This is a genomic window from Pseudomonas hamedanensis (assembly GCF_014268595.2).
In the GTDB taxonomy this organism is placed as follows: Bacteria; Pseudomonadota; Gammaproteobacteria; order Pseudomonadales; family Pseudomonadaceae; genus Aquipseudomonas; species Aquipseudomonas hamedanensis.
Window position 1 is genome coordinate 639331 of the sequence record NZ_CP077091.1, and the last position, 20995, is coordinate 660325.

Sequence of the window (20995 nt, forward strand, 5' to 3'; positions counted from 1 at the left end):
TCACTGCTCAACTTTGCTTAATAGCCGATAAGTTTCGATGATCAGGTTCGAGAAAATAGAAATATAGATCAAATAAGAGAACATCCTTCGCGCCGGCAAAAGAGGCTTTCTATCGGGTTGCAACACGCTGTTCGCCGAAGCGCTCAATCAGCCACCGCCCAGCCGGACCGGGTGGCGAGTCGGTTCGATAAATCGCGTCGAAGGTGTAGGTGCCACCTTTACAGTCGGGCATATCAAGTTCCACCAGGCGCCCTTCTGCAAGATCAGACTGAACCATGGGAACGGGCATGTTCCCCCACCCGATCCCTTCTTTGAGCAGCATGTGTTTGGCGCCCAGATCTGCCAGCCGCCAAGTGCGCGTGCTGACGACGGCAAAGTCTTTATCGCCTGTAAGCGTTGAGCGATCCGATAACACCAATTGCACAAACTCTCGGGCAGCGCCGGGCAACTTGCGGCATTCGGCTGCAAGCGGATGTCCAGGCGCGGCAACCGGTATCAACTGAACGCTGCCTACGCTGATGCGTTCAATGCCGTCGAGACTAATATCCAGCGGACCGCTGATGCCGACTCCCGCTTTCTTGTCCATAACCAGCTGAGTCACGGCCCCCAAGGCTTCCATATGCAAGTGCAGGGTGACCGTAGGGAATACTTCCCTGAAGGTTTTTAGTGCATCGACTACTCGCTCGGCAGGGAGCATCACATCGAGCGCGAGGTGAACTTCTGCTTCAAGTCCATGCAGCAAACCGGAGACTTTTGCGCGAAGCCCGTTTACGCCGTTGCTAATAGTGCGTGCTTCAGCAAGAACGGTTCGACCTGCCTCCGTCAGCTGCGGTTTGCGCGTTGTTTTTCGATCAAACAGCGAAACCCCAAGCTGCATCTCCAGATTGGAAATCGAGTAGCTCACCACCGAGGTGGCGCGATGCAGTTTTCTGGCCGCCGCGGCAAAACTGCCCACTTCCACAACCGTCAGGAATACTTTGAGTTGATCAAGCGTTGGTGTTCCGGGATCGGAGATCATTTTCGACTGTCTCGAACGTTTGAGGACTATTTATTCTGTTTTCGCAGACAGCAGCCTATACGCAGGACTGAACGCCAGATCGGTTCTAACGTTCAATCGACGTATTTGTTTGTGCAGCAAGCCATTCGCTGCGAGTGATTTCCCACACTTGCACCGGCATCAGCCCCGACACAAAGTGTCCGTCCTGTGTGCCGGTCAGGCGCATGCCTTCATCTTCGGAAATCTTGCGCGAGGCGTGGTTGGCGGCGGCCTTGGGCACCTGCATGACCGGGCGCGCCAATGTTTCGAACCAATAGGTGTTGATGACCTTGCAAGCCTCGCGCATGTAGCCGTTGCCCTGAAACTGAGGGGCGAGCCAGAAGCCTCGATGGTTACCCGGCTGGTCGAACAGGCTGATACTGCCGATGCAGTTCTCAGGCTCTGCGCGCGTGCGGATCATCCAGTGCCATTCCTTTCCGGCAGCCATCGCGGGCAACGCGACATCGCGGACGTAAACAAGCCCGCCATCGTCCGGGTACGGCCAAGGGACACGGCTGTCCAGATAACGTACGATCTCCCATTGTGGAAACAGTCGTTGCACCGCTGCTGCGTCGCTCACTTGCAGCGGCGTCAGTATCAAGCGGCGGGTATAAAGCGTGGGAATGCAATCCATGGCCATAAATCCTTGCGAGCTGTAGCGGGCAGGATCGGTACTTTCTCAGACGATCAGATGACGTGTCGAGCAGTCGCTGCGAGGTGGCCCTGCGGGAGGCGGATGTCATGCACAAAAAAGGCGCCCAACCGAGGTCAGGCGCCTGTAGGCTCAGCCCAGATGATGCCGCTCTGCAAGGCGATAAACGTCAGTGTCGAGCCCTTCGAGACGGGCTTTCAACTGCAACGCCAGATAAAGCGAATAGTGCCGTGACTGATGCAGATTGCCGCCGTGGAACCACAGGTTTTGCTGTTGGGTCGGCTTCCACATATTGCGCAGTTCGCCCTCGTAAGGACCCGGGTCGTTGGTGGTGCCGGAACCCAGGCCCCAGCAGCGACCGACCTTGTCGGCGACTTCCTGGGAGATCAGTTTCGCCGCCCAGCCGTTCATTGAGCCGTAACCCGTGGCATAGACGATCAGGTCAGCCGGCAACCGGCTGCCATCGGTAAGCAACACGGCGTCTGCCTCAATACGCTCGACGCCCAGGCCGGGGGCGCTTTTGAGCTTGATCGTGCCATTGGCGATCAGTTCCGAGGCGCCGACGTCGATGTAATAACCCGAGCCACGGCGCACGTATTTCATAAACAGGCCCGATTCGTCGTCGCCAAAGTCGAGCATGAAACCAGCCCGGCTCAGGCGTTCGTAGAATTCCTTGTCGCGCTCTTTGATAGCGTCAAAGATCGGCCGATGGAACTGCGGCATGACCTTGTACGGAATCGAGGCGAACAGCAGGTCGGCCTTGTCCGTGGTCAAGCCTGACTCCAGCGCGTCTTCGGAATAGAGTCCGCCGAAGACCAGTTCCATCAAGCTGTCCGAGCGTACGATGTGCGTGCTGGAGCGTTGCACCATGGTGACTTCGGTGCCGTTTTCCACCAGGTCGGCGCAGATGTCATGGGCCGAATTGTTCGCGCCGATGACGACCGCGCGCTTGCCTTTCCAGGCGTCGCCGCCGGGATGGCGGCTGGAGTGATGCTGCTGGCCCTTGAAGTCTTCGGCGCCCGGATACACGGGCACGTTGGGTACGCCCGACATACCGGTGGCGAGGATCAGCTGCGTCGGTTGCAGGGTGATCCGCTCGCCATTGCGCAGCACGTCGACCCTCCAGCGAGCGCTTTGCTCATCGAACCGGGCACCGAGGCATTCAGTGCGCGGCCAGTAATTGAGTTCCATGACTTTGCAGTACATCTCCAGCCAGTCGCCGATCTGGTCTTTCGGTGTGAACACCGGCCAGTGGTCGGGAAAGGGCAGGTAAGGCATGTGGTCGTACCAGACCGGATCGTGCAGGCACAGCGATTTGTAGCGACCACGCCACTGATCGCCGGGACGCTCGGCCTTGTCGATGATCAGCGTCGGCACGCCCAGGCGCTTGAGCCGTGCACCGAGGCCGAGGCCGCCCTGGCCGCCGCCGACGATCAGGCAGTACGGCTGCGTGGTGAGGCCCAGCGCTGCCTCTTCATCGCGACGGCGTTCCAGCCAGTTGCGTTTGTCGGCGTGGGCCTGGCCGTGGCTGGCGCCCATCGGCCGGCGGCGCCCGCTGGGTTCTTCGAAGCCCTTGAGTTCGCGCATGGTCGTCAGCAGCGTCCAGCACAAACCGTCCTTCAGGCGCACGTAGCCTTTGCCGCGGGCCGCGTCGGTTTCCAGGCTCATCCAGCCTTCGAGCACACCGTCGGTGAGCGTGGCTTCACCTCCGAGTTTCCAGCGCTCGGGCCGGGTCTGCTCGAGGCGTGTTTCGAGCAGGTCGCGGATCGCGGATTTTCCTTCCAGGGTGACGAGGTTCCAGCTGAACAGCAGCAAGTCACGCCAGTGACATTCCTCGGCGAACAACTCTAGCGTGCCGTCCACATCTCGTTGCGCGAGCCGCTCGCCGAGGCGTTCGACCCAGGCGGCGAGTTGCGCCGTTGGCGATTGCAAAGGTGTATCGATAGCGATGTTCATGGGGCCACTCCCGATCTTGTTTTTGTGGGTAAGCCCTGACACCAGAGCAAGGCTTGGGCCATCTCGCTGAAAGCCACGATGCAGACGGGCTGATGCGCTATTTGGCAAGGCCGCAAAAGGCGCCATGTCACGAATTTGGGAATGGCGCATGACACTGTGTCACGCGGCGCAAAGTTCCCTCCCGGCAGGCTTTTCATCTAAGCTGCGGTCACACCCGTGTCTTCACCGAAGCGGAGTACAACAATAATGAAACCGGCCTCGATCAATGCCCATGCGCGCCAGGTGATGCAAGCCGTGCAGGGCAGCGTTGCCAGTCACAGTGCGGCGGCAGACAGGGCGATCACCCGCTCATGGCGGCGTTGCCTCGATCAATATCAGCTCGATCCCGCCAGCCCCCGCGCACCGGATGTGCTGGAACAGGCGCGCTTGCGCGAACACCGCGCGCCGCTGGAACACATCATTGCCGTGGCGCATTGGCAGATGAACAGCCTGCACCAGCAACTGGGGCGCGACGGCCATGTCGTGCTGCTCACCGATGCCCGGGGTGTGGCGATCGACAGTGTGTTCAACGAGTCCGAGCGCGTCGAATTCCAGCGCTCCGGGCTGTGGCTGGGCTCGGTCTGGAGCGAGGAGCATGAGGGCACCAACGGTGTCGGCACCTGCCTGGTCGAGCGCCAGCATGTGACCATCCGCCGTGATGAGCATTTTCGCGGCAAGCACGTTGGTCTGACCTGTTCGGCCAGCCCGATATTCGACGCAAGCGGTGAGTTGCTCGCGGTCCTCAACCTGTCTTCCGTACGCGAGGAAAACAGCCTTGAGCAACGCTTCAAAGCCATGGCGCTGACCAACCTGTCGGCCAAGCTGATCGAGAGCTGCTATTTCCTCGGGCACGAGCCGCAGCGCTATTTGCTGCGTTTTCATCCGGACGCCGGGTTTGTCGGGCTGTTGGGTGAAGGCCTTATCAGTTTCGATGAAAGCGCGCGCATCTGTTCGGTCAACGAGGCGGCGCTGGATCTGTTGGGCCTGGCCCGGGAGCAAATGGTCGGGCAGTCACTGACGATGCTCCTGGAAACCCCGATGGAGCAGCTCATGAGTCAGGCCAGCTTGCAGCCGAACGTCTGCTGGCCGATGCGGCTGGTCGACGGGCGCCTGTTCTACGGCCAGTTGCGCGAGCCGATTCGCCCGGCGCCGCTGACCCTGGCGCCTGCCCCCAATCACCACGACGAGCGCGTCTGTCTCGAAGACCCGCGTCTGCAACGCGGATTCGCTCGGGCGCTGCGTGTGCTGGAGCGCGATGTGCCGGTGTTTCTGCAGGGCGAAACCGGCACTGGCAAAGAGGCGTTCGCGGCGGCGCTGCACCGCGCCAGTTCCAGAGCTGGCCAGCCGTTTGTTGCGATCAACTGCGCGGCCATTCCCGAGACGCTGATCGAAAGCGAGTTGTTTGGCTATCGCGGTGGCAGTTTCACCGGTGCACGCAAGGACGGCATGGTCGGCAAACTGGAGCAGGCCCACGGCGGCATTCTGTTCCTCGATGAAATCGGTGATATGCCACTGGCGTTGCAGACGCGCCTGTTGCGCGTGCTCGAGGAGCGTCAGGTGGTGCCGCTCGGCAGTGCCACTGCGCGTGCGCTCGACGTCCGTCTGATCAGTGCCAGTCACCAGGATCTGCAGGCCTGCGTGGCCGAGGGGCGCTTGCGCGAAGACCTGTTTTATCGCATCGCCGGTTTCACCGTTGAGCTGCCGCCATTGCGTGAGCGCTCCGACAAGGGCCGTCTGCTCGACCTGCTGCTGCGTGAGGAAGCGGCAGGCGCCAAGGTGCGACTGGAGGCGGGTGTCAGGGCGCGTTTGCTGGCCCAGCCTTGGCCGGGCAACGTCCGGCAGTTGCGCACGTGTTTGCGCACCCTGGTGGCGCTGGCGGTGGAGGGGCGCGTCACGCTGCGCGACCTGGAAGAGCTGTTACCGGCGTCCGCGCCCGCCGAGCCGGCCGAAGACCCGCTGGGCATCAGCGAACGGCAGACATTGTTGCGCTTGATGGAGGCGCAACACTGGCATGTCGCCCGCGTTGCCGCGCGCCTGGGCATCAGTCGCAATACGCTCTATCGCAAACTGCGACAGCACGGGATTTCGCGACCGGGATGAGGGGCGCTGGGTGAACGCGCATCGACCCAAGACCCGCGCCGCCCCCTTCAGGAAAATGCCGCTGCCACGAACGCCTCCAGCGTCTTGTGTTCAAGGATTTCGATCGAGAAGTGCCCGAAGCGCTTGGGCAACCAGATAATGCGTGTGCCAGACGGAGATTGCAGATCTGCGCGGGCCAGTGGCTTGCCGTTTTCGTCTTCTGGCTGAACACCGGCGGCGATCAGTTCGTCGTAGGCTTTCTCGATGTCCGGCGTCGAGTAGCAATGGCGATAAATCATCCCTTCGCCCGAGGCGTCCAACAAGGTCTTCAGATTGCCCGCCAGCGGCTGTACCAACATGAAACGCTCCTCACCGATCAGCGCAATGGCGTAGCGCACGTGCAGACCGCCTCGCTCCCAAACGAGGGTTTTCGAGATCCTGGCATTCAGTATCTGTGCGTAGTAAGCACAGGCTTCTTCCAAGTCATTAACCAGTACGTCCACGTGACTGAACTTCAGATCCATTGCAGCTCTCCCTGTTGAGCGATCGCTTTGTTATACCCGCCACGCTCAGAAATAGGTGGGTTCGTGACGCGATAGCCCGGCTGCGGATTATTTTGAACGAATCCGTGGCGTCGGGCTTCGAATCTGCATGGCCGGTGTGTTCCCGCTGGCCACAAGAGAAGGACGCAGGACTATCAATGAGGTGGATATGAACGAGCCAGTGCTGCAAACGCAAAATCAGTCCCCTGAATCGGTCAACCGCAACGATCCGGCCATCGACCCGAACGCACCCGGGCAAAATACCCCTGCGCCCGCTGAAAAAGGCCAGGCGGACAGTGCGTCCAGCGAGGTGGATCAGAAGCAGCACCACAGCGATAACAGCAACGAATTCAGCCCCGGCTTCAAGCCTGAACCGGAGCGGCCCGCACCGGGTGAGGATACGGATGCCGATATCGATACCGACGGCGGTTGATCGACACGCAACGCAAAAAGGCCGCATCGAAGGATGCGGCCTTTTTAGTGCCCGGCGGTTACTTGCTCGGGTGTTTAGCTTGCAGTTCTTTGGCGTGACTGAGGTGTTTTTCCAGCGCCGGCAGCATTTTCTGCGCAAATGCTTTCAGTTCCGTAGCGCCTTTGGCCTTGTCATCGGTCACGGTATTGGCTTGTTCCTTGAACAGCTTGATGGTTTCTTCGTGGGCCATGACCTGGTTGTTGGCGTAGGCCGCATCGAACGATTCGTCGCGCATGTCGAGAATCTTGGCCTTGGCCTGCTTGGTCAACGTGGTGGTGTCCGGCACTTCGATGTCGTTGGCCTTGGCAATCGCCGCCAGCTCATCGTTGGCCTTGCCGTGATCGGTGATCATCTGGTTGGCGAATGCCTTGATGTCGGCCGACTGGCTTTTTTCCAGGGCCAGGCGACTGGTCTCGATTTCAGCGATGCCGCTGGCGGCAGCGTTATCGACAAAGTCGTTGGAAGTGGCAGCAAAGGCCGAGCCCATGCCAGCACTCAGTGCAACAGCCAGAGCGAGATGACGCAAATTGAATCCGTCCATTGGGTATCTCCACGCAGGTTTTTGTGAGCGGTATCCAATGGAGCGAGCGCAAGTGGCAAAGGTTTTATCGCATTTGCGACAGGGCGACGAACGGACACCGCTGGTCTGACAGGGAGTCGACAGATGCGTCCGACCAAGGCCATGCTGGTAAAGAACCAGCGCATCGGTCGCGTTGGTTATCGATCAACTGATGGAGGTGTTTCATGCCGGTTTCACATGATCTGTATCAGGACCTGGGCTGCAAAAAGGAAGAGATCGAGCAAAAACGCTCCGAGGATCCGAAACTGGATTCGTTGCTCAACAAGTATTTTGACGCAGATAAAGAAGTGGTCGAGGCCGAGGATGCAGAGTCGCTCGGCGATGACGCGTTGAAAAAACTCAAAGAGAAGCGCGTGATCGTCAAGGAGCAGATTGTCGCCCGGTTGGCCGGCCAGCCTCTGAACGGCCAGTAAACGCCCGCCCCGTGGCGGCCATCTGAGGGAACGGCGACAGCAAACGGCACCTCCAATGTGCAGAGTCTGTACATCATGGACTCGTTGCGAGGTGCCTCATGAATGATCCCAGGTTTCCCAGCGAAGAGCAGGGCGGTTTCGACCCGATTCCCACCCGGCCCGAACCGAACAGCCCGGCGCATACCACCACCCAACCCGAAGAGCCTGTCGAGGAACTCCCACCGGACGATGATCCCGACAAGTTTGATAGGTCCAGTAACTGACAGACCGCTATCGCGAGCAGGCTCACTCCCACAAGGAAATGCATTCTCCCTGTGGGAGCGAGCCTGTTCGCGAAGGCGTCAGTTCGTTCTGTACAAAGCCCTCACTTCAACGCCGCGTCCAGCGCCAACCGCCCCATGTGTGTCGCCTTCAGCGAACCGAAATACAACCACTGCCCATACTCGCGCACCGTGGTGATCGGCGAGTAATTTCCGCTGCTGGCGTCCTGCAGATTGGCAATCACCTTGCCGTCCACATCCAGCCCCAGCACAAACCCGCGCTTCTCCACCGGTTTTGGCAGCACCGTGAGCGACCGGACAATCATCTTGCGCACAAACGGGTGCCCGGCGGTGCCGTCGAGCAGGGCGTTGCGTGGCGCATACAAGGCCACCCAGAACCGGTCGCTGCCATTGAACGACAGGTTATCCGGCAGTCCCGGCAGGTTCTCGATGAACAAGTCGTGCGTGCCGGCCTTGGGGCCCTTCAGCCAGTAGCGGCTGATGCGGTAAGCCCCGGTTTCATTGACCAGCACGTAGGCCTCGTCCGGGCCGAGGGTCACGCCGTTGGCGAACTCCAGTTTGTCCAGCAACAGGCTGGTTTTACCGGTCTGAAAGTCGTAGCGCAGCAGGCGTCCGTCACCGCCATGCTCGATGATCGCCTCACCGTCATGGCCATAGCCCCAGCGACTCGAGGCGTCGCTGAAGTAGGCGTAATGCCCTGACTTGTCGATCACTACATCATCGGTAAAACCGAACGCCAAGCCATTGGCCTCGGTGGTCAAGGCAATCACCCGTCCCTGGGCGTCGAGGGACAGCAAGCCCTTGACCGCGTCGGCAATCACCAGCAAACCGCTGGGATGGCGGGCCAGCCCCAGAGGCCTGCCGCCGGTGTCGGCCAGCACCTTGCGCTGGCTGCCATCGAGGCTGCTGCGGATCAGCCGGCCGTCATGCAGGCCAGTGATCAGATAGTCGTCCTCCAGCAACAACGCCTCGGGGCCGTCGATGTCGCTCGGCCCGATTTTCGCCACACCTTTGAGGCGCTGGTTCTCGGCGTAAAGCCCGGCTGTCAGCGAAGGCGCCGGTGGCGGTGTCCAGGCCACCGGTTCGACGCGGGTGGGCATCAACAATAAAAATCCGCCGACCAGGACGAGCAGCAACCACAGCCCATGACGTAGTCTCACGCGCTGGCCCTCGCCGACGCGATGTCCTGCGCAGCCCTGTCGCGCAACGCCAGCAGCGAGGCGGCAGACTCACGTTCGATGCGCCGTTTGAGCAGCAGGCGATTGGCGATGCGCATGATGAGGCCGTCAAAGCGATACTCCAGCGTGCGCACAAAACGCGTGCCGTCACCTTCAGCCGAACACTCGTAAGTCAGCCGCAACGACAGCCCCTGATCGCCTTGCGCAAGCGCACACCAGCGTCGGCCCGGCAAATATTCCGTGACTTCCCAGCGCAAATGCCCGGCACGTCCGCCGGCATGGATGTCCTCTTCAAAACATGCGCCGGCATGCAGCGGACCCTGCGGGCCGGAGATCTTCAACGACGACGGATGCCACTGCGGCCAACGGCTGGCGCTGGCGGCATAGGCGAGTACGGCAACGGGTTCGCCAGTGATATCGATCGAGTGCTGCAGGCGGGTCATGGGCATTGTCGAAGCGCTCAAAGGGGCGGGTTCCGGCTCCCGGTAAAGGGTGCCGAACAGGGTGTCCATCAACGGCAGGACAATATTGAAATTGCGCACCTGCATGCACTCGCGGCGGTGGTGCAGTGCGTGCAAGTGGCGCATCTGGCGGATCCACGGCAAACGCGCCAGCGGATGGCCCGCCGGCAGGTGTTCACAGGCGTGAAACACCTCGTACGTCAGATAGCCGAGCACCATGCAGCCGCCGAACAGCCCGGCAACGTTGGCGTTGATCTGTGCGAGCAACCACCACAGCGGCAGCGTGATGAGCAACGTATGCAGCACGATAAGCCACGCCGGAAACAGGATCACCCGCCAGTCACGGGCGCTGTCGTAGGCCATGTGGCCGGGGGTGAAAAAGCTGTGATGATCGCCGGCATGCCGGGCATAGAACATCCTGGCAAAGGGCTTTTTATGGTGGCCGAGATGACGATGAACCATGTACACGCCGAAATTGAACAACAGCAACGTCAGCGGGACGGTCAGCCATTGCTGCCAACTGACCTGTTGCACGGTACTCCAGAAAGCGCCGATGGCCAGCACGCCGAACAGCAGCACAAAAGCACCGTGCAGCCACGGGTTATACAGCGGATGAATGGCGGCCCGGTAACGGCTGCGGAATGCCTCGGTGGTTTGCCTCACTGCGCTCACCTGCGGGTATTGTTGTTATACCGGGCAGATTAGCCGATCCATGGCCGCGTGCCGGGCCAACCTTGAGGCCACATGCGCCATGCACTGGAGTGAAGCCGCCGTCTCAGCTCAACGGGTTCCAGCGCTGCGACCAGTCGTCATCGGTGCGAATCACTTCGCGCAGCAGATCGAACGCGTGTTGCAGGGTCGTCGAGTCGCGATCGCGGGAGTACACGAGATAGGTCGGATAGCCGAACTCCGGCGCCTTGGTCACGATCTCCAGCGCACCGTTTTCCAGATAAGTGCGCACCACACGGGTACGAAAGTAGCCGCTGCCGCCGTGTTCGAGGATGTATTGCAGGGCCAGCGGGCCGAGGTTGAAACTCAGCGCAGCCTTGGCTTTTTCTGGCAGGGCGGCATCGTGCTGACGGCGGAAATCAGGGCCCCAATCGATATAGACATAGGGATCGGGCCGCTCGGGCGCGCGCACCAGAATCAGTTTTTCCTCCAGCACCTGCTCGACCTGCAGGCCCGGCCAATACTCCGGCTGATAGACCAGCGCGGCGTCGAGCACGCCCAGCTCCAGTTGGCGCAGCAGGTTCTCGCCGTCGCGGATTTCCATGCGCAGGGCATGGCTGGGAATGTGCTCGCGCAGTTCGGCGGCCCAACTGAGCATCAGTGGATTGCACAAGCTGACCTCGCCGCCGATGTGCAGCACGTTGTGATAGCCCTCCGGCAGCGGCAGATCGCGGCGAGCGGCCTCCCAGGTCTGCACCAGTTGATTGGCGTAGACCACGAAGGCTTCGCCGTTGGGCGTCAGCCTGGCCCCGGCGCGGTTACGCACGAACAGCGTGCTGCCCAACTGGCTTTCGAGTTTCTGCACCCGGGCGGTGATCGCCGTTTGCGTGACGAACAGCTTCTGCGCCGCCGCGGCGAGGCTGCCGTGACGAACGATTTCCAGAAAAGTGCGGGCGAGATCGATGTCCATGGGCGGGCCGGTGTTGGAGAGTGGGCGCATTGTAAGTGGCCACGGCAGCCCCGTCATCGTTCAACCGCCAGCAGGCTCACGCCTGCACGGGAGACTCGGTCACTTCCACTTCACCCGACTGCGCCCATGCTTCGACCAACCGCGCCGGTGTGCCGCAAGCTTTGCGCTTGTACACGAAGTGGCGGCACTTTTCGGCGAACCCGTGGCGGTTAAAGCACATGTCCTGCTGCATCTGCCGCAACTCGGCCTCGCGGCATTGGCGGATCAGCGCGTGATCAACCTGCGACTTGCGCTCACGCACCGCCGCGTACGTCGGGTCGCTCAGCACGCTGTTGGCCCGCTGCAGCAACCACAGTGCAAATTCGTCCGGGCAGCGCGGGCCGATTTCCTGAACCATGCCCAATTGCCAGGCCTCGCTGGCGCTCACCGGCAGACAGGCCTGGGTCAGTTGTTCGGCCATCGCCGGGCCGACCGCACGGGGCAGGCTGTAGGTCCAGAATTCCGAGCCGTACAGACCCATGCTCTTGTAGTGCGGGTTAAGCACGATCCCGGCGCGGGCAAACACGATGTCGGCGGCCAGCGCAAGCATCACGCCACCGGCGCCGGCATTGCCCGTCACGCCGCTGACCACCAGTTGCCGGGCACTGAGCAGCTCCTCGCAGACATCGTCGATGGCCTGAATGTTCGCCCAGGCTTCAGCGCCCGGATCCTGTGCGGCCTGAATCACATTCAGGTGCACGCCGTTGGAAAAACTGCCACGGCCACCCTTGATCAGCAGCACTTGGGTGTCGCGGGCCTTGGCCCAACGCAGCGCAGCGACCATGCGCTGGCACTGCTCGGTGCTCATGGCGCCGTTATAGAACTCGAACGTCAGCTCGCCGACGTGTCCGCACTCGCGATACCGCAGCGGTTGATAGGCTTCGGTGCTGAACGCCTGAGTGGCAAACGCCGCGTCCAGCACCGGGACATCCGCCAACTGCCCGGCGAGCACATGCCGCGCCGGTTGCTTGAAGGTTTCTTCGCCGGGTTGCGGTTTGCGCCGCAGCGAGCCGATCCACAGGCTCTGATCGCCGGTCGCCACCAGCACCGCATCGTCACGCAACGCGAGCAGTTCGCCCGGCACGCCGCTGCGCGCGTCAAGGTGCGCATCAAACAGGTAATACTGACCGCCCGCCAGGCTGGCCAGCACGCCGGGCTGTCCGTCCGCCGCGTCGATGCAGCGTTTGATAAAGGTCGCGCAATCGTGCCAGCTGAAGCTGCGATCGGCCTGTTTCATGTTCGCCTGCAAACGGCCGCGGACGTTCGGATCGGCATAGTCCAGTTCAACCGGCACATAGCCTTCGACGAATTTTTCAACCACTTCGCGAACGCACACCATCGCCGCGTCGCTGACCCGGCCGTTGTACAGCTCGGATTTGCGCAGGCCCGTCGGCAGATTGAACTCACAGGTGGCCCACACCGGGCCGGCATCCATCTCTTCCACGGCTTGCAGAGCGGTAACGCCCCAGCGCGACAACTCGTGGGTAATCGCCCAGTCCAGCGCGCTGGCGCCACGGTCGCCGACGATGCCCGGGTGAATGATCACCACCGGCCGCTGGCGGTTGCGCCACAGTGCTTGCGGCACGCGGTCCTTGAGAAACGGGCAAATCACCAGATCGGCGCCGCTGTGTTCGATCTGTTCGCACACGGCGTCTTCGTCGGTAAACACCACGACGCTGGGGGAGTGCCCGGCCTGACGCAGCTCCAGCCAGGCACGCTGGGTCAAGCCGTTGAACGCAGAGGACAGCAGAATGATATTGAGTGCTCGCATGAGGCTTTCTTCCTTGAACGGGATCGGCCGCAGGCTCCCGGTGAGCCGTCCTTGGCCTTAGATGAGCGGGGAGAATAATCAGTGATTGCATGGCCACAGGTGACCGGGGTCAACGTTGTGTCAGACGAAGGCTTCAGTTCAGTCGCTGAATTTCCGTTTAAGTCCTACGCAAGCGTGACCGTTTCGATCAGATGAAGGGATATTTCTGACGACTCTTTCAGGTTGGTCGTCGGACGCTGGATCTATAGCATCAGCTCCAGACATTGAAGTCAGCGAGCGTACTGATCGCTCGGAGCCCGGACAAAGGATGGAATATGCGAATCCCACTGATTGAAAGCCATACCCCTGCTTACTCCCCACGCCATTACTGGCGCGACGATCGCGCCAGATGCCCCTCGGAGGCCGTCGCCATGCCCACCGCCAAAGCGCCCCGGCTAACGGGATTGAAGAGGCTCGAAGGCAAGCCTCTGGAGTTGTTACTGCGCGGGCAGGACACGGGCGATGACCCGATGCTCATTCTCCGCTGCACGAGCGAAGGGTTTGAGCTGCACGACGTCGTCAACATGCTCGCCACCTGCGAACTCTATCAGCAAGGCGATCTGGTCAAGCGTATCACCGGCAAGTCTGTCAGAACGGTGCGGCGCCTGCTCAAGGAAGCCATACCGGTGCGTCTGGACACGCAGCAAAGCATCATCGCCTACCAATACGCCTCGGCTCTGGAACTGGCCAATGAAGTGTTTGGACGTCAGGCGAAGGCCGAATCCTGGCTACAACAACGCTCGACCTACTTCTATGATCACGTGCCGCTCGATCTGGTTGGACATGCATTGGGATTCAGGATGGTGGAGGAGTATCTGAACCAGATCAAATACGGGGTTTATCAATGAATCCCTTGCCGTGGGATGATCGCTGGTACGCCTGGCGACTGGATCGCGAGGTGTACAGCGATACCTGGAGCAGCGGCCTGGGTTCGAAACGGGACGGCGGCCGATGGAATACACCCGGACGCAGAGTCGTTTACGCGTCAGTCGATCCATCCACGGCCATTTTGGAGGTGGCCGCCCATGGCAGTTTCGATGCGCTCGATCAGGAACCCTATGTGTTGACCTGTTTTGAAATCATCCATGAAGCCAGCGTCAGAATTGTCCAACCGGAAGACGTGCCCAATCCGCATTGGCTCAACCCGATAAGAGCGTCACCCAACCAGCGAAAGTTTGCCGACGCGTTGTTGGCTGAGCACCCATTCATACTGGTGCCCTCGGTGGCAACCAGACACTCCTGGAATCTGCTGGTGAGTTGCGACCTGGCGGAAGGTCAGTTCCGAATGGTTTCGCAAGAACGATTTGGACTGGACACGCGGTTATTGCAAGAGGTCTGAGCGTGCTTGAGCAAGCGGAGGGTGAAGCCGACTCTTCACTTTTTCGGCTGCTTAAATGACAAATCCCGCCAATTGACGGGATTTGTTTGACCAAGCGGCTTCTTACGAAGGGAACAGCTCAGACAGTTTCATCGACAGCATCATGTCGCCTTCAACGCGCAGTTTGCCGCCCATGAAAGCCTGCATGCCGTCGGTTTCGCCGCTGACGATGTCTTTCAAGGTCTGGCTATCCAGCACCAGCGTGCAGTTGGCGTCCGGGTTTTCGCCTTCCTGGATGTCGCAGGTGCCATCCTTGACGATCAGCGCGTACTGCTTGTCTTCGTCGGTGATGTTGAAACCGAAGACCAGATCCAGACCGGCAGCGGCGGCTGGGTTGAACTTGGCTTGCATTGCTTTTACGGCATCAGCTACGGAGGTCATGGTTCGATCCTTTCTTGGTAATAGGAGCTGGGTGAATACAGCTAGGGTCACAGTAAGCCGGACTCAGCGGAAAGTGATGAGTTCCGGGGCCTTCAGCAGTTGCAGGTGTGCGTGACTGTTGAAGGAAGCCAGAGCCACCTCGCGACCACGAAATTTCAGTTGGTTGAGCGAGGTGTTGACGATCTGCCAGTTCAGTTCAAAGGCCTGTCGGGCAGGCATTTGGGTAATGAGGTGGAGCAGGGCGGTGATGGTGCCGCCAGAGGTGAATACCGCGATGGTCTGGTTTTTTTGCGCCAGATCGAGGATGCGGTGCAGGCCGGCCTGAACCCGTTCGACGAACCCCAGCCAGCTCTCCAGGCCAGGCGTGTCGTAGGTGCCAGCCAGCCAGCGTTCGACGATCAAGGCGAAGATGCGCTGGAACTCGCCACGGTTCTGGGCGGCGTTGCGCAGGATGTCGAGGGCTTCGGGCTCATCCGGCAGCATGGCCGGGAGCAGGGCGCGAATCACCGCGTCGGCATCGAATTCGTTGAACGCGGAGTCGGTTTCCAGGACCGGCACCGGCAGGCCTTTGGCGCTGAACTGTTCCAGAGCGCTGGTGGCGGTGTGTTGCTGACGGCGCAGGTCGCCAGCGAGGCAGCGATCGAAGCGGATCCCCAGCTCGGCAAGGTGCTGGCCGAGGATTTCTGCCTGCCGTACGCCGGTCGCCGACAGGACGTCATAATCGTCTGCACCGAAGGAGGCCTGGCCATGTCGAATCAAGTAAATGCTGCCCACGTCCGCGTCATCCCGGTACGTTGAAGGTTTGGCGAGGTTATGAGGATGGCGGTGAGCTGTCAATGAAAAAACATACGCTTGTTTGAAATGCCCGTTACAGGCCTGTTGCCAGAGGTTTCACGGCTGGCCGACCGGTCAGCGCATGGGTATGCTTGGACCATCCCGCGTGTGTTTCACTTTCACGCATTGCTTTGAGGAGTCTCTGTGGATTTTTTCACCGAATACGCCAGTTTCCTGGCCAAGACCGTCACCTTGGTGATTGCCATCCTGGTGGTGCTCGCCAGTTTTGCCGCGTTGCGCAGCAAGGGCCGGCGCAAGTCGGCGGGGCAGTTGCAGGTCAGCAAGCTCAACGATTTCTACAAAGGCTTGCGCGAGCGCCTGGAGCAGACGTTGCTCGACAAGGACCAGCTCAAGGCCTTGCGCAAGGGCGAAGCGAAAACCGAGAAAAGCGAGAAGAAGCAGAAGAACAAACCTCAAACCCGGCCACGGGTCTTTGTGCTCGACTTCGATGGCGACATCAAAGCCTCGGCCACTGAAAGCCTGCGTCACGAAATCACCGCATTGCTGACCCTGGCGACGCCGAAAGACGAAGTGGTCCTGCGCCTGGAAAGCGGCGGCGGAATGGTGCACAGCTATGGCCTGGCCTCCTCGCAACTGGCGCGGATCCGCGAGGCCGGCGTGCCGTTGACCGTGTGCATCGACAAAGTCGCAGCCAGCGGCGGCTACATGATGGCGTGCATCGGCGAGAAGATCATCAGCGCGCCGTTCGCCATCCTCGGTTCCATCGGCGTGGTTGCTCAGTTGCCCAACGTCAACCGCCTGCTGAAGAAACACGATATTGATTTCGAAGTGCTGACCGCCGGTGAATACAAACGCACCCTGACCGTGTTTGGCGAAAACACCGAAAAAGGCCGGGAGAAGTTTCAGGAAGACCTGGACATCACCCATCAGTTGTTCAAGAACTTCGTTGCCCGTTACCGTCCGCAACTGGCGATCGACGAAGTCGCCACGGGCGAAGTCTGGCTAGGCATTGCGGCGCTCGACAAGCAATTGGTGGACGAGCTCAAGACCAGTGATGAATATCTGGCCGACCGGGCGAAGAAAGCCGAGGTTTACCATCTGCATTACGCCGAGCGCAAAAGCCTGCAAGAACGTATCGGCATGGCTGCCAGCGGTTCGGTCGACCGCGTACTGCTGAACTGGTGGAGTCGCCTGACTCAACAACGCTTCTGGTAAATCTCCAGACATAAAAAACGCCGGTCACATGACCGGCGTTTTTATGTCTGCAGCTTTAGCCGAAGGCCTAGCGGCGGCGGAACAGCGGCAATGGCTCGTCAGTGGCGGCCTGATAAGTCACCGAAAAGTCCTTGAGGCCTTCGAGGGCTTCGTAAGGGTCTTTGTCGGGACGCACGGCAAACGCATCGAAACCGCAGCGGCGCATGTAGAACAACTGATCACGCAGCACATCGCCGATTGCCCGCAGCTCGCCCTTGAACCCGTAACGATCACGCAGCAGACGCGCGTTGGAGTAGTTGCGACCGTCGGTGAACGCCGGGAAGTTCAGAGCGATGACTTGAAAGCAATTGACGTCTTCACCGATTTCCTCGGCTTCCTCGTCCGCATCCAACCACACGCCCAGACCGCCGTCACGGGCTTTCAGGGCATGGCCATGATCGCGCCACAGCGACAGCGGCACGATCAGGTCGTCGCAGTTGGAGATGCCGTCGAAGCTCGCGTCCTTTGGCAGCAGGTGCCAGGTTTCGTCGACGACTTCGTTGTTCTTAATGATTCGCTGCATAGACGCGTTCCTTGAAGAGGTCGATGCCAATACGCTGATAGGTGTCAATGAAGCGCTCGTCTTCGGTACGTTGTTCGACGTAGACGTCAATCAGCTTCGAAATGACATCCGGCATGGCTTCCTGAGCGAAGGACGGACCGAGGATCTTGCCCAGGCTGGCATCGCGGCTGGCGCTGCCACCGAGGGACACCTGATAGAACTCCTCACCTTTCTTGTCCACCCCGAGGATACCGATGTGGCCGACATGGTGGTGGCCGCAGGCGTTCATGCAGCCAGAAATGTTCAGGTCCAGCTCGCCGATGTCGAACAGGTAGTCCAGATCGTCGAAGCGGCGCTGGATCGATTCGGCAATCGGGATCGACTTGGCGTTGGCCAGCGAGCAGAAGTCACCGCCCGGGCAGCAGATGATGTCGGTCAGCAGGCCGATGTTCGGGGTCGCAAAACCTTGCTCGCGCAGCTCGCCCCACAGGGTGAACAACTGGCTCTGCTCGACGTCGGCCAGAATGATGTTCTGCTCGTGGGAGGTGCGCAGTTGCCCGAAGCTGTAGCGGTCGGCCAGATCGGCGACGGCATCAAGCTGTTTGTCGGTGATGTCGCCCGGCGCAACGCCGGTCGGTTTCAGCGACAGGGTCACGGCGACATAGCCCGGCTTCTTGTGCGCCAGGGTGTTGCGCGTACGCCAGCGGGCGAAGCCCGGGTGTTCTTTGTCGAGCTCGGCCAGTTGCGCGGTCTGGTTGTCGAGGACCTTGTAATCGGGGTCGACGAAGTGCTTGGCGACACGCTGCAGTTCGGCTTCGGTCAGCGTGGTCTGGCCACCGCGCAGGTGCTCCATTTCCGCTTCGACTTTTTGCGCGAACACTTCCGGCGTGAGGGCTTTGACGAGGATCTTGATCCGCGCCTTGTATTTGTTGTCACGACGGCCGTAGCGGTTGTACACACGCAGAATGGCGTCGAGGTAGCTCAACAGGTCCTGCCACGGCAGAAACTCGTTGATGAACGCGCCCACGACCGGCGTACGTCCGAGGCCACCGCCGACCAGCACGCGGAAGCCCAACTCGCCAGCGGCGTTATAGACCGGTTCCAGACCGATGTCGTGGACTTCGATGGCGGCGCGGTCAGCGGTCGAACCGTTGACGGCGATCTTGAATTTACGCGGCAGGTAGGCGAATTCCGGGTGGAACGTCGTCCACTGGCGGACGATCTCGCACCATGGGCGCGGATCGATCACTTCGTCGGCGGCGACACCGGCGAACTGGTCGGTGGTGACGTTACGCAGGCAGTTGCCGCTGGTCTGGATCGCGTGCATCTGCACAGTCGCCAGCTCAGCCAGAATGTCCGGGATGTCTTCGACCGCCGGCCAGTTGAACTGCACGTTTTGCCGCGTACTGATGTGGGCGTAGCCCTTGTCGTAGTCGCGGGCAATCTTGGCCATCATGCGCACCTGACGCGAGGTCAGTTGGCCGTAAGGCACGGCCACGCGCAGCATCGGCGCAAAGCGCTGGATGTACAGGCCATTTTGCAGGCGCAGGGGGCGGAATTCTTCTTCGCTCAGTTCACCTGCCAGATAGCGTCGGGTCTGATCACGGAACTGCTTGACGCGGTCCTCGATGATCCGCTGATCGTACTCGTCGTATACGTACATATAAGTCCTGTTCTCAGGCTTGGGCTACTCGGAAAACGCTGCGTTTTCGCTTGCTGGAGTCCGATTGTGCCTCTGCAATTCTGCGCGCACGGCCGCGCACTCCCTGACGGAGCCGGGGCAATATACCCGTTTGCAGTTATGCGCAAAAGTGATGTTTGAGTATATGTAAAGAACCAAATCGCCTAACCAGGAGGGTTATTCGCTAATCCACATTTGTCGTGCGGACAATCATCGTCTTAACTGTGGACGAGTCTTTGTGCAATCACCGATAAAACCGATAAGAGGCGATGCAATGAGCAACCCGACCAAAGCAAGGAAAAGTGATAGCAGCGTTGATGCATGGGCCATTTTGTTCCTGATCATTCTGGTGGTGGGAACCGCGGTGTTCTGGGTCAGCCATCAATAAACGACCCATCCGGGTCTGCGCGCGACGATTGTCGGACAAAAACGGAATCAGGCGTCAATAGCCCTTGGTTCGATGGCTATAATGCGCGGCCATTTTTTCCGGGGCCCGGATGCTTCATGTTCAAGTTTCTCCACATCTGCCTGCTGCTGTCGGGCGTGCTGCTGCACACCTGCGCGCGGGCCGAATCGGTGCTGTTTCTCAATCCGGGTTCGACCACGGAAGCTTTCTGGCTCAGCTATTCGCAATTCATGCAGGCCGCTGCCCGGGACCTGGGGATCGATCTGCAGATTCTCTATGCCCAGCGCCAGCCCGAACTGACCGTGGCGCAGGCGCGCATCGCCTTGCAGGGGCCGCAGCGTCCCGACTACCTGGTGTTCGTCAACGAACAATACGTCGCTCCGCAGATTCTGCGCCTGGCGCATGGCAGCGGCGTCAAGCTGTTCATGGTCAATGCCGCGCTCACGGCGGATCAGCAAGCCCTGTCGGGCTCGCACCCGGACCGGATCGGCAGCCTGGTGCCGAACGACGAGGAGGGCGGTTATCTGATGATGAAGGAATTGATCCGCCGACATCCGCCCGTGGCCCGCGGCGAACAGATCGAGCTGCTGGCGTTCTCCGGCCTGAAAATCACTCCATCGGCGCAACTGCGTGAAAGTGGCATGCAGCGAGCGTTGGCCGAACACCCGCAGGTGCGCCTGCGGCAATTGGTCAACAGCGGCTGGAATCGCCAGCGCGCTTATGAACAGGCAAAACTGTTGCTGGGCCGTTATCCGAACGTTTCGCTGGTCTGGTCGGCCAATGACGAAATGGCCTTCGGCGCCATGCAGGCTTTTGCCGAACAGGGCAAAGTCGCCGGCAAAGATGTGTTGTTCAGTGCGGTAAACACCTCACCGGCGGCGTTGCAGGCGCTGATCGACGGGCGCCTCAGCGCGCTGGTCGGCGGCCATTTCACCTTGGGCGGCTGGGCACTGGTTGCGATACACGACCATGATCAAGGCGTCGACCTCAACCAGTACGGCGGGCGCGATCGACAGGTTCCTCTGTTGCAACTGATCGACAAGGCGCACGCAGAGCGGATGCTGGCACAGGGCGCAACGCCCGATTATGGCGTGCGTTTCCGCACACTGTCGGCCAAGGGGCGCCCGCCGGCGTACCGCTATCCGTTTTCGCTGCAAACGCTGATGCGCTGAACCCGGTCAGACTCCGGCGAAATGCAGCACCAGCTTGACCACCGCAAACAGCACCAGCGCAAACACCGCGGTGAACAGAATACCCAGCAGCACAAAATGGCTGGGTTTGCCGTGGGTAAAGTCCCGCGCCCGATTCTTGCCGCTTTGCACCCCGAATGCCGCTGCCATGACGCTGTGCAGCATCTGCCAGAAGGTCGGCGGTTTGTTATCGACTGGATCGTCCATATATCCCTCTTCGAAAGTCGTGCA

General features: G+C 60.4%; 22 protein-coding genes. 8 read left to right on the forward strand and 14 right to left on the reverse strand.

Annotated elements, in window-relative coordinates:
• Window positions 1-109: 109 nt before the first annotated feature.
• The 3 genes from HU739_RS02905 to HU739_RS02915 all read right to left on the reverse strand — a co-directional run bounded on the left by HU739_RS02905 (window position 110) and on the right by HU739_RS02915 (window position 3644).
• The gene (locus tag HU739_RS02905) at window positions 110-1018 is read right to left on the reverse strand and encodes a LysR family transcriptional regulator (RefSeq protein ID WP_186546457.1); all 909 of its coding nucleotides are present in this window, start codon (window positions 1016-1018) and stop codon (window positions 110-112) included.
• 85 nt (window positions 1019-1103) lie between these two features.
• The gene (locus HU739_RS02910) at window positions 1104-1670 is read right to left on the reverse strand and encodes a GNAT family N-acetyltransferase (RefSeq protein ID WP_186546456.1); all 567 of its coding nucleotides are present in this window, start codon (window positions 1668-1670) and stop codon (window positions 1104-1106) included.
• Window positions 1671-1820: 150 nt separating this feature from the next.
• Window positions 1821-3644 carry an NAD(P)/FAD-dependent oxidoreductase gene (locus tag HU739_RS02915; RefSeq protein ID WP_186546455.1) on the reverse strand — a complete coding sequence of 608 codons (1824 nt, stop codon included), beginning with the start codon at window positions 3642-3644 and terminating at the stop codon, window positions 1821-1823.
• A 246-nt stretch (window positions 3645-3890) separates the two neighbouring features.
• Between HU739_RS02915 and HU739_RS02920 the strand changes: the two genes are divergently transcribed.
• A complete protein-coding gene (locus HU739_RS02920; protein WP_186546454.1) occupies window positions 3891-5783 on the forward strand; it encodes a sigma-54-dependent Fis family transcriptional regulator in 1893 nt (630 codons plus the stop codon).
• Window positions 5784-5830: 47 nt separating this feature from the next.
• Here HU739_RS02920 and HU739_RS02925 read toward each other — a convergent pair whose 3' ends face one another.
• The gene (locus tag HU739_RS02925; protein ID WP_186546453.1) at window positions 5831-6286 is read right to left on the reverse strand and encodes a VOC family protein; all 456 of its coding nucleotides are present in this window, start codon (window positions 6284-6286) and stop codon (window positions 5831-5833) included.
• Between the two features lie 187 nt (window positions 6287-6473).
• On the opposite strand from HU739_RS02925, the gene HU739_RS02930 reads away from it, so the two are divergent.
• Window positions 6474-6737, forward strand: coding sequence for a hypothetical protein (locus tag HU739_RS02930; RefSeq protein WP_186546698.1), 264 nt, complete (start codon window positions 6474-6476; stop codon window positions 6735-6737).
• Between the two features lie 58 nt (window positions 6738-6795).
• Here HU739_RS02930 and HU739_RS02935 read toward each other — a convergent pair whose 3' ends face one another.
• Window positions 6796-7317, reverse strand: coding sequence for a DUF4142 domain-containing protein (locus HU739_RS02935; protein ID WP_186546452.1), 522 nt, complete (start codon window positions 7315-7317; stop codon window positions 6796-6798).
• Window positions 7318-7520: 203 nt separating this feature from the next.
• On the opposite strand from HU739_RS02935, the gene HU739_RS02940 reads away from it, so the two are divergent.
• Together HU739_RS02940 and HU739_RS02945 are read left to right on the forward strand one after the other, a co-directional pair.
• A complete protein-coding gene (locus tag HU739_RS02940; protein ID WP_186546451.1) occupies window positions 7521-7769 on the forward strand; it encodes a hypothetical protein in 249 nt (82 codons plus the stop codon).
• A gap of 98 nt (window positions 7770-7867) precedes the next feature.
• Window positions 7868-8032, forward strand: coding sequence for a hypothetical protein (locus tag HU739_RS02945; protein ID WP_186546450.1), 165 nt, complete (start codon window positions 7868-7870; stop codon window positions 8030-8032).
• 101 nt (window positions 8033-8133) lie between these two features.
• Here the strand turns inward: HU739_RS02945 and HU739_RS02950 are convergent, their stop codons facing one another.
• The 4 genes from HU739_RS02950 to HU739_RS02965 all read right to left on the reverse strand — a co-directional run bounded on the left by HU739_RS02950 (window position 8134) and on the right by HU739_RS02965 (window position 13138).
• Entirely contained in the window at window positions 8134-9210 is a 1077-nt protein-coding gene (locus HU739_RS02950; RefSeq protein ID WP_186546449.1) for an SMP-30/gluconolactonase/LRE family protein, read from the reverse strand.
• Window positions 9207-10352, reverse strand: coding sequence for a sterol desaturase/SRPBCC family protein (locus tag HU739_RS02955; protein WP_186546448.1), 1146 nt, complete (start codon window positions 10350-10352; stop codon window positions 9207-9209). The genes HU739_RS02950 and HU739_RS02955 overlap by 4 nt, the downstream gene beginning before the upstream one ends.
• Window positions 10353-10464: 112 nt before the next feature.
• The gene (locus HU739_RS02960; RefSeq protein WP_186546697.1) at window positions 10465-11328 is read right to left on the reverse strand and encodes a LysR family transcriptional regulator; all 864 of its coding nucleotides are present in this window, start codon (window positions 11326-11328) and stop codon (window positions 10465-10467) included.
• Between the two features lie 76 nt (window positions 11329-11404).
• A complete protein-coding gene (locus HU739_RS02965; protein WP_186546447.1) occupies window positions 11405-13138 on the reverse strand; it encodes an enoyl-CoA hydratase-related protein in 1734 nt (577 codons plus the stop codon).
• A 410-nt stretch (window positions 13139-13548) separates the two neighbouring features.
• Here HU739_RS02965 and HU739_RS02970 point away from each other — a divergent pair, with 410 nt between their 5' ends.
• Both HU739_RS02970 and HU739_RS02975 read left to right on the forward strand, forming a co-directional pair.
• Window positions 13549-14025, forward strand: coding sequence for an MbcA/ParS/Xre antitoxin family protein (locus tag HU739_RS02970; protein WP_186546446.1), 477 nt, complete (start codon window positions 13549-13551; stop codon window positions 14023-14025).
• The gene (locus HU739_RS02975; RefSeq protein WP_186546445.1) at window positions 14022-14516 is read left to right on the forward strand and encodes an RES family NAD+ phosphorylase; all 495 of its coding nucleotides are present in this window, start codon (window positions 14022-14024) and stop codon (window positions 14514-14516) included. Before HU739_RS02970 ends, HU739_RS02975 begins: the two co-directional genes overlap by 4 nt.
• Before the next feature lie 102 nt (window positions 14517-14618).
• Here HU739_RS02975 and HU739_RS02980 read toward each other — a convergent pair whose 3' ends face one another.
• Together HU739_RS02980 and HU739_RS02985 are read right to left on the reverse strand one after the other, a co-directional pair.
• The gene (locus HU739_RS02980) at window positions 14619-14936 is read right to left on the reverse strand and encodes an SCP2 sterol-binding domain-containing protein (protein ID WP_016774477.1); all 318 of its coding nucleotides are present in this window, start codon (window positions 14934-14936) and stop codon (window positions 14619-14621) included.
• Window positions 14937-14999: 63 nt separating this feature from the next.
• Entirely contained in the window at window positions 15000-15710 is a 711-nt protein-coding gene (locus HU739_RS02985; RefSeq protein WP_186546444.1) for a histidine phosphatase family protein, read from the reverse strand.
• Between the two features lie 204 nt (window positions 15711-15914).
• Here HU739_RS02985 and sohB point away from each other — a divergent pair, with 204 nt between their 5' ends.
• Window positions 15915-16946, forward strand: coding sequence for a protease SohB (sohB, locus tag HU739_RS02990; protein WP_186546443.1), 1032 nt, complete (start codon window positions 15915-15917; stop codon window positions 16944-16946).
• A gap of 67 nt (window positions 16947-17013) precedes the next feature.
• Here the strand turns inward: sohB and HU739_RS02995 are convergent, their stop codons facing one another.
• Both HU739_RS02995 and HU739_RS03000 read right to left on the reverse strand, forming a co-directional pair.
• Window positions 17014-17508 carry a DUF934 domain-containing protein gene (locus HU739_RS02995; RefSeq protein ID WP_186546442.1) on the reverse strand — a complete coding sequence of 165 codons (495 nt, stop codon included), beginning with the start codon at window positions 17506-17508 and terminating at the stop codon, window positions 17014-17016.
• The gene (locus tag HU739_RS03000; protein WP_186546441.1) at window positions 17492-19150 is read right to left on the reverse strand and encodes a nitrite/sulfite reductase; all 1659 of its coding nucleotides are present in this window, start codon (window positions 19148-19150) and stop codon (window positions 17492-17494) included. Before HU739_RS03000 ends, HU739_RS02995 begins: the two co-directional genes overlap by 17 nt.
• 522 nt (window positions 19151-19672) lie before the next feature.
• Here HU739_RS03000 and HU739_RS03005 point away from each other — a divergent pair.
• Window positions 19673-20746: an ABC transporter substrate-binding protein gene (locus HU739_RS03005; RefSeq protein ID WP_186546440.1), complete on the forward strand. Its 1074-nt coding sequence runs from the start codon at window positions 19673-19675 to the stop codon at window positions 20744-20746.
• 6 nt (window positions 20747-20752) lie between these two features.
• On the opposite strand, the gene HU739_RS03010 is transcribed toward HU739_RS03005, so the two are convergent.
• On the reverse strand, window positions 20753-20971 hold the full coding sequence (locus tag HU739_RS03010; RefSeq protein WP_186546439.1) for a DUF2970 domain-containing protein: 219 nt from the start codon (window positions 20969-20971) through the stop codon (window positions 20753-20755).
• Window positions 20972-20995 lie beyond the last annotated feature (24 nt).